The 12,939-nt window shown below is 42.0% G+C and carries 12 protein-coding genes and 1 riboswitch; of the genes, 6 read left to right on the plus strand and 6 right to left on the minus strand.

Going from position 1 to position 12,939, the window contains the following annotated elements; translation table 11 throughout:
- Positions 1-31: 31 nt before the first annotated feature.
- The 3 genes from K8O68_RS06170 to K8O68_RS06180 all read right to left on the minus strand — a co-directional run bounded on the left by K8O68_RS06170 (position 32) and on the right by K8O68_RS06180 (position 3,337).
- Complete coding sequence (locus K8O68_RS06170) at positions 32-1,396, minus strand: FAD-dependent oxidoreductase (RefSeq protein ID WP_230896047.1); 1,365 nt, start codon at positions 1,394-1,396, stop codon at positions 32-34.
- Positions 1,397-1,436: 40 nt separating this feature from the next.
- Positions 1,437-2,111, minus strand: coding sequence for a TVP38/TMEM64 family protein (locus K8O68_RS06175; RefSeq protein WP_230896048.1), 675 nt, complete (start codon positions 2,109-2,111; stop codon positions 1,437-1,439).
- Positions 2,112-2,203: 92 nt separating this feature from the next.
- Positions 2,204-3,337 carry an NAD(P)/FAD-dependent oxidoreductase gene (locus K8O68_RS06180; protein ID WP_230896049.1) on the minus strand — a complete coding sequence of 378 codons (1,134 nt, stop codon included), beginning with the start codon at positions 3,335-3,337 and terminating at the stop codon, positions 2,204-2,206.
- Positions 3,338-3,515: 178 nt separating this feature from the next.
- Here K8O68_RS06180 and K8O68_RS21395 point away from each other — a divergent pair, with 178 nt between their 5' ends.
- Both K8O68_RS21395 and K8O68_RS06185 read left to right on the plus strand, forming a co-directional pair.
- Positions 3,516-3,641 carry a hypothetical protein gene (locus tag K8O68_RS21395; protein ID WP_255717030.1) on the plus strand — a complete coding sequence of 42 codons (126 nt, stop codon included), beginning with the start codon at positions 3,516-3,518 and terminating at the stop codon, positions 3,639-3,641.
- A 23-nt stretch (positions 3,642-3,664) separates the two neighbouring features.
- Positions 3,665-3,865: a hypothetical protein gene (locus K8O68_RS06185; protein ID WP_230896050.1), complete on the plus strand. Its 201-nt coding sequence runs from the start codon at positions 3,665-3,667 to the stop codon at positions 3,863-3,865.
- An 83-nt stretch (positions 3,866-3,948) separates the two neighbouring features.
- Here K8O68_RS06185 and K8O68_RS06190 read toward each other — a convergent pair whose 3' ends face one another.
- Positions 3,949-4,566, minus strand: a complete 618-nt coding sequence (locus K8O68_RS06190) for a flavodoxin family protein (protein ID WP_230896051.1) — start codon at positions 4,564-4,566, stop codon at positions 3,949-3,951.
- A gap of 259 nt (positions 4,567-4,825) precedes the next feature.
- Positions 4,826-5,008, plus strand: a riboswitch (Lysine riboswitch).
- Between the two features lie 152 nt (positions 5,009-5,160).
- On the opposite strand from K8O68_RS06190, the gene dapA reads away from it, so the two are divergent.
- Entirely contained in the window at positions 5,161-6,048 is an 888-nt protein-coding gene (dapA, locus tag K8O68_RS06195) for a 4-hydroxy-tetrahydrodipicolinate synthase (RefSeq protein ID WP_230896052.1), read from the plus strand.
- 152 nt (positions 6,049-6,200) lie between these two features.
- Here the strand turns inward: dapA and K8O68_RS06200 are convergent, their stop codons facing one another.
- On the minus strand, positions 6,201-6,452 hold the full coding sequence (locus K8O68_RS06200; RefSeq protein WP_230896053.1) for a hypothetical protein: 252 nt from the start codon (positions 6,450-6,452) through the stop codon (positions 6,201-6,203).
- Between the two features lie 419 nt (positions 6,453-6,871).
- On the opposite strand from K8O68_RS06200, the gene pflB reads away from it, so the two are divergent.
- Together pflB and pflA are read left to right on the plus strand one after the other, a co-directional pair.
- The gene (gene pflB, locus K8O68_RS06205) at positions 6,872-9,124 is read left to right on the plus strand and encodes a formate C-acetyltransferase (protein ID WP_230896054.1); all 2,253 of its coding nucleotides are present in this window, start codon (positions 6,872-6,874) and stop codon (positions 9,122-9,124) included.
- Between the two features lie 72 nt (positions 9,125-9,196).
- Positions 9,197-9,925, plus strand: coding sequence for a pyruvate formate-lyase-activating protein (gene pflA / locus K8O68_RS06210; RefSeq protein ID WP_230896055.1), 729 nt, complete (start codon positions 9,197-9,199; stop codon positions 9,923-9,925).
- Positions 9,926-10,222: 297 nt separating this feature from the next.
- On the opposite strand, the gene K8O68_RS06215 is transcribed toward pflA, so the two are convergent.
- On the minus strand, positions 10,223-11,305 hold the full coding sequence (locus tag K8O68_RS06215) for an AI-2E family transporter (protein ID WP_230896056.1): 1,083 nt from the start codon (positions 11,303-11,305) through the stop codon (positions 10,223-10,225).
- Between the two features lie 184 nt (positions 11,306-11,489).
- Between K8O68_RS06215 and K8O68_RS06220 the strand changes: the two genes are divergently transcribed.
- Positions 11,490-12,860: an alanine/glycine:cation symporter family protein gene (locus K8O68_RS06220; RefSeq protein WP_230896057.1), complete on the plus strand. Its 1,371-nt coding sequence runs from the start codon at positions 11,490-11,492 to the stop codon at positions 12,858-12,860.
- Positions 12,861-12,939 lie beyond the last annotated feature (79 nt).

Below are 12,939 nucleotides of genomic sequence, written 5' to 3' on the forward strand. Positions count from 1 at the left end.
ATAAGTCGGGGAATATTTAATTTCATTTCCGTCACTCCTTTGATTGGCTTCTTTCCTCATTTTTAAAATGCCACGGATAATCATTTTTATAGGAGAAAAGCATCTTTTCACTTTTTTTCTCAAAACGTTTTCTGGAAAATACCTTGCCCGGGCCTAAAAATCTTAATCCATCCAGTACACTGTATGGCCACCAGCCTATTCCGGAAATATTAAGCATATGTTTATAATGCAGCACCGGGTGTCTTTCAAGCCTTTTTAACGCAAACATCCTTCCGCGCTGGACCCATTTATAAGGCCAGGAATAAGCTAAAGCCGAAAGATGGCTAAGCCGGGACAGCCTGTCTGCCCGTTTCTTTCTTACTTTTTCAAACTTTCTTAGATTGGCAGGATCCAAACGGGCTTCTCTAAACATCCAGACAAACAGTTCGCCTAATACAGCTCCGTCCTGTATAGCCAGATTCATCCCTTCACCGGCCATCGGATGCACTGTATGGGCAGCATCACCAATAATGACGGCATTTCCTTTTACATAATTAGGTATATTATGCCGGATAGGAATCATTAATTGAATCTCTTTCCAACTTTGTATATTTTCGGGATACCCTTTTAATCCCGGTTCAAAACGTTCAAAAGGTTCATAAAAAGTGTGGAGCCCCTTCTTTTTCATTTCTTTATACTGTCCGGGTTTTATGAGCATAACACTGCGGACTTGATCTTCAGGAAGAGGAAATAAACCGATAAAGGAGTCATGGGTAGCATACATTTTAGCTTCAGTGAAATCTTTTGGTCTCGGAAAGGTGACTGTAAGGAACTGATGGTTATACTGGGTCGTTATCACATGCTGATTCATTGCTTTCCTAAGCAAAGAAGATCGTCCTTCAGCCCCTACAAAAAAACGTGCCTCGACTTCTACTTCTTCTCCCTCATATGCAATTTTGGCTTTTTGAAAACGTTTCTTACGCTCCTCCTTTGCTGTAAAGGTTTGGAACGTTGCAGGGTTCCAATATTTAAAAGCAGTGTATTTTTCAGCTTCTCGGATTACTATCTCTTTCAATTTTTCATGTGGAATCATTCTTGCCTCAGGGAAGGAACTGCTCAGCCGGTTATAATGTAAAGGTATATAAAGGTCTTCTTTAAGAGTCCCGTCTTTAGTCTCAGTCATTTCATAAGTATGAATTGTCGGGAGTGAGAAACTTGCTTCCACTATCCTGTCCGCAATCCCCATCTCTTTGAAAATTTCTAATGATTTAGGCTGCAGAAGTTCACCTTTATAAATTTTCCCCGGTTGTTTAGCTTTTTCAACTACGAGTACCCGTACGTCCGCCTGGACGAGTTTGAGGGCCAGCGTCAGCCCTCCTACCCCGCCTCCTATTATGGCTACATCATACTTTTCCAACGTCTCACCGCCTTAAGTTAACGTAAAAAACAGCAGAAAACTATACTTGTTTATCATTTGCCGTAAAATCGACATCTATATTTTTTTTCTTTAAAAGTCTAAGGACGATCGCCGGAAGACCCAGAAAAACAGCAAATAAAAGAGCTGTAACTGCAAGCATCCGTGCATTTAACTCTGCAAAAGAGGCGCCCAGAAAATTAAACGCCAGCGTCCCGGGAATAATCCCGACCATAGTGCCCGCTAAATATTTATTAAAAGGAATCCGGGATAAAGCAGACAAGTAACTTACAAAATCAAAATTAATGACTGGAATGATTCTTAAAGCAGTGATATAAAAAAAGCCGTTGTCCTCTATTTTTTTCTGGATATGTTTTCCGCGCCCTCTCCAGCTTTTCTGAATAAAACGGCTGCCGAGCCTTCTTACGAGGAGAAATGAAAGGATTGCCCCCGTAAGCGAGCCGGCATATGTGACGACAGGACCCAGAAAAGGCCCGAACGCCAATCCTCCAGCTACAGCAAACACTGAGGCCGGGAATAACACAAAAGGCCTTAAACTGAAAAGTAAAATATAGATTAACGGAGCCCAGATTCCAAACGATAAAACAGCTGCTTGAATTCTCATTGGATCAATATTTATATGGTAATGGTTAATGTAAAAAACTGTTCCAATAAGAAAAACAAATAGGCCAATTTTTAATAGTAAATTTGCAGGCATGTCTTTGGTGACTCCTTTAAAGTTATTTAGTTTATATATAACCTTTTTGACTCCAGTTTAATCTGCAGGAACATTTTCTTTGTATCAGCATTTTAACCGTCAGGATGTTCCCGCTCAATTGCTTCATTAATGTTATAATCATTTAGATCCAATTCGACTGTTTTTCCCACTACCAGATCCGCCAGCTGTGAACCTAAGTAAGGGCCTGACGTCAGCCCTGAAGCACCCAGGCCGTTAGCAGCAAACAGCCCCTTTGTCCCAGGCACTGGACCGGCAACAGGTAAAAAGCCTGGTGTAAATGGACGGAACCCTACCCGCGCTTCTACATAGGCACTTTTTGCAAGACCAGGGGCAACAGCTAAAGCTTCGTTAAACACTTTCTGAAGTGCGCCGACTGTCAGTGTATTATCAAATCCTGTATCGTCTTCCCGCGTTGCCCCGGCGACAATACGCCCGTTTCCGAAACTTAAAATATAATAATCGCCAGGCGGGATGACCACAGGCCACCTCTCATTATTTGTATTCTTCATCTTTAAATGGACAATCTGGCCTTTTTGCGGCTTTACTGAGAAATTCAAGCCTATCGGCTTAAGGAGCTCGTCAGCCCATGCTCCGGATGCAGCTACCACTGCGTCTGCTTCTACTATTTCTCCATTAACTTCTGCTCCTGCAGCTCTGTTATTTTCCATAATAAGCGAGGCGTTGCCTTTTATTATCCGGACGCCGAGTTTTTTTGAGGCATTGATAAGTGAATCCCGGAGAGCTCTTCCGTTCACCCTTGCACCTCCGCTTACATAAACGCTTCCGTATCCGTCGGCGAGAGGGGGAAAGTAAGCTTTTGTCTCTGCTGAAGTCATCCGTTTAATATCGCCAATTTCAGGCGCATCTTCCCGGCGTTTGTAGGCCCGCTCCTCGATCTTATCAAGTTTTGTTTCATCATGATGAAGGGTGAGAGCTCCCACGCGGGCATACCCCGTATTAGACTCTCCAAGCTCCTCCAGTTCTTTAATAAGCCCTGGGTAAAATTTTGCCCCGCCTTTAACCAGCCGGTACCAGGCTTTATTACGCCTTTGTGATAACCAGGGACAAATAATGCCTGCTCCAGCATCAGTCGCCTGACCATGATCGTGCCGGTCAATTAACGTCACACGGCATCCTTGTTTTGCAAGATGAAAAGCAGTTGAAGCGCCAAGAATGCCTCCTCCTATAACAATGTATGATTTCATAAGGGCCCTCTTTTCCTTAAAAATTATATGTAATTGTTTATTTTACAAGACAAGCCAGCCAGTCTCAACGCTCACGCCCCGACCGGGTGGAAGTTACCTAACCGTCTCTTCTGAATAAATATTTTAAACCTCAGCAGTTAATATTAAAAATACTGACCAAAAAGGAGGCGATGGGACTGTGAGCAAAAAATCAAAATCCAAGCGGAATATTCAAAAAGGAAAAGAAGCTGTGCAGCCGGCACAAGGTGAAGAAAGAATTACTATTTCGAAGTCTAAAAACCTTCCCGTTAACGATAAAGCTTAAAATAATTATTAAGGAGCTTATATATGAAAAAAACAAGTAAGTCTGAATTCGATAAAAGTAATACAGCTGAAAAAGACTTCTTTAACGATGTGGACCGTATGATCAATGAAGGGCTTGGAGGCGGCACTGTAAACAGAAGAAAAAACTCCGGGAAGATTGAAGAAGCAAGAGACCTTGAAGAAGAAGAGCCTCCTCATTTTGTTAATAATAGTGAAGATGACTAGCTAAGAGAGGCTGATACAAACCAAAAAAGGAATGACTCCTCACGTGAGGAGCATTCCTTTTTCCTGTGTTTAATATTCAGCAATTACTGTGTATTACCTTTAGCCGGGATAGGATTTTCCTTTAAGATTCGGGACATATGAACGAGGTTATGGCTCATCATTGTTACGTTTTTCTGAGTGAACTCGCTGTTCTGTCCGGCTTCCAGATATGAAGGACCTGGCCCTGCTTCTCCTACCCAGTAGGCTTCGGCATTAGGAGGAATCGTAAAACCAAGATGCTGAAGTACAAAAATGACCGGCATAGCTGTCTGTTTCCCGCCATCTTCATTCCCTGTCACAATAGCTCCGGCTACCGTATTGTAGTAAACCGGCTGGCCTTTCTCATTCGTTTCACTGCTGCTTGCATCCAGCTTTTCCAATACCAGTTTGGTTATACTGCTCAATTGTCCTTCCCATACAGGAGAGCCTATGACAAAGATGTCAGCCTCTTTTATTTTTTCGAAAAGCTTGGGCCACTCATCCCCTTCTCCCATATCCGGTTCCATGCCAAAGGGGATATTATAATCAGCGGCTCTGATTTCCTCTGTCTTCACCCCTTCATTCTCCAGTATTTTAGCTGATTCCTGAATTAAACCGCTCGTGTTCGATTTCTCATCACTTGTTTTTAAAGACGTATTTAAATACAGTGCCTTTAAAGTCATTAGTTATCACCCTTTATACAAATCAATTTTATGCTGATTGTCTATTCCCAAACTCTTTAATTTTAAACATTTAATGGAATAAGGGCCGGATGTTTGGCGAAACCTCAAATAGGAAACAGCGGTAATAAATTAAGTTATTAACAAACCTGCATTCCCTTTATTAACCTTAAGGACTCCCGGGGGGGAAAATGTATTGCAAATCGTGAGGAACTTTGGTAGAGTGAAGTCAAAGTTCATATATTTACTTCAATACTTTTGAAGTGAGTTTAGAGGTGCAAAGGCCATTAGTACATGCCGGGAGGATAATGAGGTCCAGTGAAAGGCATAGAAAGGGGAATTTGCCGAAGCAGCAGGCGGCTCATTTGTTTGCTGTTGGGTCTGTGATCAAATAGATGCAGAACTGTCGTATAGCCAACGGGCTATATGGAGGGCTATCTCACGCTGGATGACCGTTTTAAACACTTCCACGCAGCAACGAGCCCTTCGTTGGTGCTTTTTAATTTGTATAAACGGTTCTTCATGCGATTTAGCTCTATTCAGGAACTTAGCGTCACCGGATACTGGTGGCAAATATTTCGAATAGAGGTGATTTACATGAATTTCGGACAAGTTTTAACAGCTATGGTCACACCATTTGACCAGGATGGTAATGTCGATTTTCAGGCAACTAAGGAATTAATTAATCATTTATTGGAAAATGGCTCTGACGGAATTGTAGTAGCCGGTACAACAGGTGAAACCCCTACCCTGTCGATTCAGGAGAAAGCTGAGCTTTACAGGTTTGCTGTCGAGACAGCTGACGGCCGGGCGCCGGTTCTGGCGGGCTCGGGTACAAACAGTACACGGGCTGCCATTGAACTGACACGTCTCGCTACCCAGGCTGGTGTAGACGGCGTCATGCTCGCCACACCTTATTATAATAAGCCGAATCAGGAAGGGATGTATCAGCATTTTAAAGCTATTGCTGAGTCTACCCACTTACCTGTTATGTTATATAATGTACCTGGTAGAAGTGTCGTTAACCTTCTTCCCGAAACAGTGGTCCGGTTATCGGAAATTTCCAACATTGTATCTATAAAAGAAGCCAGCGGTGATCTGGATGCCATGTCAGAAATTATCCAGAATACGCCGGAAGACTTTACACTCTACAGCGGCGATGATTCCTTGACTCTTCCAATCCTTTCGATCGGCGGGAACGGTGTTGTTTCAGTTGCCTCACATATTATAGGCAATGAAATGAAAGCTATGGTAACAGCCCACCAGAACGGGCAGCCGCAATATGCTGCTTCTATTCACAGAGAGCTGGTACCTGTTATGAACGCCATGTTCAGCGCACCTAGCCCTGCCCCTGTTAAGGCTGCTTTAGAAATGAGCGGAATTAAAGTGGGGTCCGTCCGTCTGCCTATGGTTCCTCTTACCCCGGATGAGTCTCAAAAGGTCTACAATGCCATCCGGCATAAAATTTTTTCATCAGCAGTATAACAGCAACCCCCACTTTATAAGTGGGGGTTTTTGTTTAGAAAAATCCTTTTCAGGTAATAAGTGGAATGTATGCCCAAACCTCTAAGGGAGGAAAACTTAAAATATACAGGTCACCCAGCTGTGCTCTGTGGCTTGACAGGAAGAATGAGAAGTTATTTAGACCACTCTGCAAGCTTTAAAGAAGCCTGCCGGCAGATTTTTTTTATTTCTTCCTCTTCCATCATAAAATGATCAGCAGTCGACTGAACAGGAGTTTTACCATTAATTACTAATTTTCCGGACTCACGAAGATTTGATTTTTCGACCTGCCGGAAATAAGCATAAATTGATTTTTCAGGCTCTGGAAGCTTTTTAATTAATCTATCTTTTAATTCAAAATAAAAATCTTTATCATAATTGTTCATATTATAATCCTCCTTTCCTATATTTTTTGATACAGCTTACTTTTGTTATTAATCACACTTAACTAAATTCGGGGAAAAATTCTTTTTTCCTTCAGTAATATAATGGCTTCAGTAATGTGTCCCACTACCAATCCTGCAAACTGTTACACTCACATTCATTCTGCACATTCAACTACACTTATTATAATCATCCGTACCTAACGCTTTCCTTTTAACGATTAATCTTTTCTCACACTAAACAAATCAAACCTGTTACACAATAAATCGGGGTCTGTTATATTTTCATAGAAGTGTCACAATTCCCTATTGTTGATAAGGTCTTTTAATTTTATACTGAAGGTAGTAGAGCAATGTGAACATATTCACATTTTTAAAACTGTTTGAAAACCCTTAAATTTTATTATACGGAGGCGTTAATCATGGGTAAAACAATGGAGAAAGTGAATCAACCCGCCTGGATGAACTTCAGCGGCGGAAACTGGGAAAAAGAGATTGACGTTCGCGACTTTATTCAAACTAATTACACTCTTTATGACGGAGATGAGAGATTTTTACAAGAAGCAACTGACGCTACTTCCGACTTATGGAAACAAGTGATGAACCTTACTAAGGAAGAGCGTGAAAGAGGCGGTGTCTATGATCTTGATACTGAGATCGTATCCACTATTACTTCCCACAAAGCTGGCTATTTAAATAAAACACAGGAAAAAGTAGTCGGGGTACAGACAGATGTTCCTTTCAAACGTTCTATGCAGCCTTATGGCGGAATCCGCATGGCAAAAGCAGCTTTGGAATCTTACGGATATGAATTAAACGAAAATACTGAGAAAATTTTTACCGATTACCGTAAAACGCATAACCAGGGCGTATTTGATGCTTACACTCCTGAAATGAAGCTGGCAAGAAAAGTAGGTATTATTACTGGGCTGCCTGACGCTTATGGACGCGGCCGCATTATCGGCGACTACCGCCGTGTGGCTCTATACGGTGTGAACAAACTTATTGAAGGCAAAAAAGAAGAATTAAACAGCCTTACTGGAGAAATGTCTGAAGAAGTAATCCGGTTAAGAGAAGAAATTGCAGAACAAATCCGGGCATTACAAGAACTAAAAGAGCTGGGTACAATTTACGGCTTTGATATATCCGAACCTGCCAAAAATGCAACAGAAGCATTCCAATGGCTTTACCTGGGGTATCTGGCAGCTATTAAGGAACAAAACGGTGCAGCAATGAGCTTAGGACGGGTATCAACTTTCCTTGATATCTACATTGAGCGTGATCTCGCTAATGGGACTTTAACTGAAAAGGACGCTCAGGAACTCGTTGACCACTTTGTTATGAAACTCCGTTTAGTTAAGTTTGCCCGTACACCTGAGTATAACGATCTCTTTAGCGGTGATCCGACATGGGTTACTGAATCAATCGGAGGAATCGGCGTTGACGGCCGTCCGCTCGTCACTAAGAGTTCTTTCAGATTTCTTCATACGTTAAACAACCTTGGCCCTGCCCCAGAACCAAACTTAACAGTTTTGTGGTCGCCTGACCTGCCGGAGCCTTTTAAGCACTACTGCTCTAAAATGTCTATAGAAACAAGCTCTGTCCAATATGAAAATGATGAAATTATGCGTCCTGAATACGGTGATGATTACGGAATTGCATGTTGCGTATCAGCTATGGAAATCGGGAAACAAATGCAGTTCTTCGGTGCCCGCGCCAACCTGGCTAAAGCTCTGCTATACGCTATCAACGGCGGAGTGGATGAAAAAGCAAAGATAAAAGTTACACCAGGGTTAGAGCCGCTAACTTCAGAGTATCTAGACTATGAAGATGTCGTCAAAAACTTTGATACGGTTATGGAATGGCTTGCAGGCCTTTACATCAACACGCTAAACATCATTCACTTCATGCACGACAAATACAGCTACGAAAGAATTGAAATGGCTCTGCATGACAAAGAAGTACGCCGGACGATGGCAACAGGGATTGCCGGACTTTCAGTTGCTGCTGATTCCTTAAGCGCCATTAAACACAGCAGAGTGAAAGTGATCCGTGACGAAGATGGTCTCGCAGTAGATTATGAAGTCGAAGGCGAATATCCTCAATACGGAAATGACGATGACCGTGTAGATAATATTGCTAAGGAATTAGTAATGAAATTCTCTGACATGCTGAAAAAACACGGCACTTACCGAAATGCTGAAACAACTATGTCTATACTGACCATTACTTCCAATGTTGTTTACGGAAAGAAAACCGGGAATACACCTGACGGTCGTAAAGACGGCGAGCCGTTTGCACCTGGAGCCAACCCGCTTCACGGAAGAGATAAAAAAGGCGCACTAGCTTCCTTGAACTCTGTTGCTAAAATGCCTTATAAGTATTCACTGGACGGTATTTCAAACACCTTCTCTATTGTGCCGAAAGCACTCGGTAAAGAAGAAGACGTTCAAAAAGCCAACTTAGCCGCTATTCTGGACGGATATACTGAAAAACAAGGACACCATTTAAACATTAATGTGTTTAACCGTGAAACTCTTCTTGATGCTATGGAACGCCCTGAAGAATATCCGCAGCTGACTATCCGTGTGTCCGGTTATGCGGTAAACTTTATAAAATTGACTCGTGAGCAGCAAATTGATGTCATTAACAGGACATTCCACGAATCAATGTAATGTAACGTAACTTACTGGAAGCATCTGCAGAGCAGTCTGCCGGTGCTTCCCCATTTTTAGGGGGTCATTTGTATGGAAGGACGAATTCATTCAGTAGAAACATCAGGCATGGTAGACGGACCGGGGATCCGTTATGTTATCTTTACTCAAGGATGCCTGCTTCGTTGTCAATACTGCCACAATCCTGATTCATGGGACCGGGATGGCGGAGAAGTAAAAAGTGTCGACTCTTTAATGACTGATATAAAGAAATATGTGCCTTATATGAAACATTCAAAAGGCGGTGTCACCGTAAGCGGAGGGGAACCTCTTCTTCAAATGGATTTTTTAATTGAATTATTTAAAGAATGCAGAAAACTTGGTATCCATACAACCGTGGATAGTTCAGGCGGCTGTTACTCTTCAAATGCCACCTTTCAGAAAAAGTTTGATGAACTTTGCTCTTATACAGATCTTTTCCTAGTTGACTTAAAGCAGATTGATGATCAAAAACACCGCCAGTTAACCGGCGTTTCGAATAAACATATATTAGAATTTGCAAGAAAACTGTCAGACAAACAGGTCCCTGTATGGATTCGCCATGTACTTGTCCCTGGTATTTCTGATAATGATAATGATCTTATAAAGTTACACCACTTTATTTCGTCTCTTACTAATGTAGAAAAAGTAGAAGTTCTTCCTTATCATAAAATGGGCGTATACAAGTGGAAAGAGCTTGGGTTCACCTACCCTCTTGAAGGAATTGAATCACCAACAGAAGAACAGGTTGAGCACGCTAAAAGCCTGTTGAAAGCCGATTAAAAAACACTGCCTTTTGGCAGTGTTTTCAGATTGTCGAGGAAAGGCGGCGACGCCCTCGGGTAAGCCTTCGCCGAGAGTGAACCGGCAGATTAAAAGGACAAGCCCCTGGGCAAGCGCCCGCCTGGCGGACTGAAATGACTGCCATTACTATTTATCAGAGTTAAGTACATAAGCGAAAAACCGAACAAAAATCATAAGATTTGTTCGGCTTTCTTTATGATTACTATTCTTTTGTCCTAGTCTTTTATAACTTTTCACTATTTTTTAAATAAGCAAAAGTCCGTTTCTTCCTCTAAGCTATTTCAGATTGGGATAACGCAGTCTTAACAATCTGTAAACATTTTTTACAATAGCCTTTGTAACTGCATAAAATGGAATCGCAAGTATTAAACCAACCAGTCCAGCAAGGTTTCCCGCTAATATTAAAAGCAGAATAATGGTTAAAGGATGGATGTTTAATTTGTGCCCCATCACATTAGGGGAAATTAAATTACTCTCAAGCTGCTGAATAACAATAATTGCTAAGATTACCCACACTGCCATCATAGGCTCGGTAAAAAAAGCAACAAAAACTGCTGGAATAGTACCAATAAATGGTCCAATAAACGGAATTAAATTTGTGAACATGGCAATCAGCGCTAATATAAGCGCGTAATCCAGACCAATAATTAAATAAGCAATCAAAGAAAGAACACCTACAAATACACTTACAATTGCCTGCCCCTGAATATAGGCACTCAAGGTCTCATCCATATCTTTCATAATTTTATTGCCTTCCTGAGTTTGTTCCTCAGGTAAAAAGCGAGTAATATTGCCAGGCAGTTTATTGCCGTCTTTTAAAAGGAAAAACAAAACAAATGGCAAAACAACCAGCAAGGTTGCCAGACTAAACAGCATTCCGAAAAAACTGAGAATATTTCCTCCCATATTTGCAAGGATATTAGAAAAATTATCCGCAATGGCTGAGGGCTCAAAATTCTGAAGGGCCTCTTCATTTTGCAGCCTGTTCACCCACTCCGTCTCCATAAGGTCGTTCAGCCACCCTTCCATCTCATCAACGAATCCAGGAATATTCTCTATAAACTGGTTTATCTGAGAAACAAGAATAGGACCTACAAACGTAATGAGTGTGGCCGCAATACCAGCAAACAGCAAAAATATGACTGCAATAGACAGGGTGTGGGGCATTACCTTTTCCATCAGCCTTACAAGGGGCCGAATGATATAAAACAACACACCTGCGACTATTAAAATAGGAGTGAGTGTACTAAAAGCTACACTTATCGGGTGAAAAATAAAAGGAACCTGGTTAGCCAGATTTACTGCTACTAATATAAGAACTACACTGTATAAAAATAAAAACCATTTTGACTTAGGCATTGTCTCCCCCCCGCTCGTTTTCCTTTCCATATTCCCTTAAATACAATTAAATTAAACTGAAACAAATAAAATGATTAAAGAAAATCAGTGCTATTGTAAAAAAACAATCTCATTTTCCCGAATCTTGTGATAGAATATTCTCTATATTCAGGTAATACATACCAGACAAAAAGGAGAGGTGACAGTGGAAACAGTAGAGAATATTATTAATCAAGTGAGCGGCCTTGTTTGGGGGCTCCCGCTCATCATCTTGTTAGTTGGTACAGGACTTTATTTAACTTTCAGACTAGCGTTCTTTTCCTTCCAGCAGCTCCCGTATGCCTTATCTTTAGTATTTAAAAAGAAAGATACTAAATCCCAGGGAGATATCAGTCATTTTCAGGCGTTAATGACTGCCTTGGCAGCTACAGTTGGTACAGGGAACATCGCAGGGGTCGCCTCGGCTGTGGCAGTCGGCGGGCCGGGTGCGGTTTTCTGGATGTGGATTACAGCTTTCGTAGGAATGGCTACTAAATACAGTGAAGCCATCCTGGGCGTCCACTATCGTGTCAAAAATGAACGCGGAGAAATGTCCGGCGGTCCTATGTATTATATTGAAAAAGGACTTAACATGAAGTGGCTGGCTGTAATATTTGCGGCCTTTGCTGCTGTCGCAGCTTTCGGGATAGGAAACATGGTCCAATCACACGAAGCTGCCGGGGTTGCCAGTCAGAATTTTAATATCCCCGTTTGGGTAACAGGCGCGTTTCTCTCCGTCTTAGTAGGATTAGTTATCCTTGGCGGGATCAGAAGTATTGGTAAAGTTGTGGGCATTATCGTCCCTGTTATGATTGTATTTTATATCGGAGCAGGGCTCCTTATCGTAATTTTAAATGTTGCCGATGTGCCAAGCGCATTTGGGCTGATTTTCTCAGATGCGTTTACAGGCCAGGCAGCTGCAGGCGGGGCAGTCGGCGCCGTAATTCAGCAAGGCGTAGCCCGGGGCATCTTCTCCAACGAAGCCGGACTTGGTACGGGTGGTATAGCGGCAGCCGCTGCTAAAACGGATATGCCGGCAAGACAGGCGTTAGTATCTATGACGCAGGTGTTCATTGACACAATCATTGTTTGTACAATTACAGGCTTGGCGCTCGTTATGAGCCAGATGTACTTGCGGGCAGACGATTTTGACAGTTCAGCCCAATTAACTTCAGCAGCTTTCGAGCAGTATCTGCCGGGAGTCGGTGGTTACATCGTTGCTCTGGCTTTATTGTTCTTTGTATTTTCCACGATTATCGGATGGTCATATTTCGGGGAAAAATGTTTCACTTATTTATTCGGCGGAACCGCATCTATCCCTTACCGAATAGCTTTTGTAGCTGCCTTATTCATTGGTGCTGTCGTCTCCCTTGATGTTGTATGGGGTTTTGCGGACGTTATGAACGGATTAATGGCCTTTCCTAACTTGGTGGCGCTTCTCCTTCTCTCGGGTGTAGTAGTCAATGAAACAAAGAAATTTAAAAAGAAAAGACAACAGGAAAAAGAGGAAGAAAAAAACGCTCAGGCGGGAGCATAACGATATAGAAAACGTAGGCAACGACAAAAGAAGAATAACCAAAAGACATCCGAACAATCATTGTTCGGATGTCTTTATT

Origin of the sequence: Salipaludibacillus sp. CUR1 (assembly GCF_021028955.1) — a bacterium.
GTDB lineage: Bacteria > Bacillota > Bacilli > Bacillales > Salisediminibacteriaceae > Salipaludibacillus.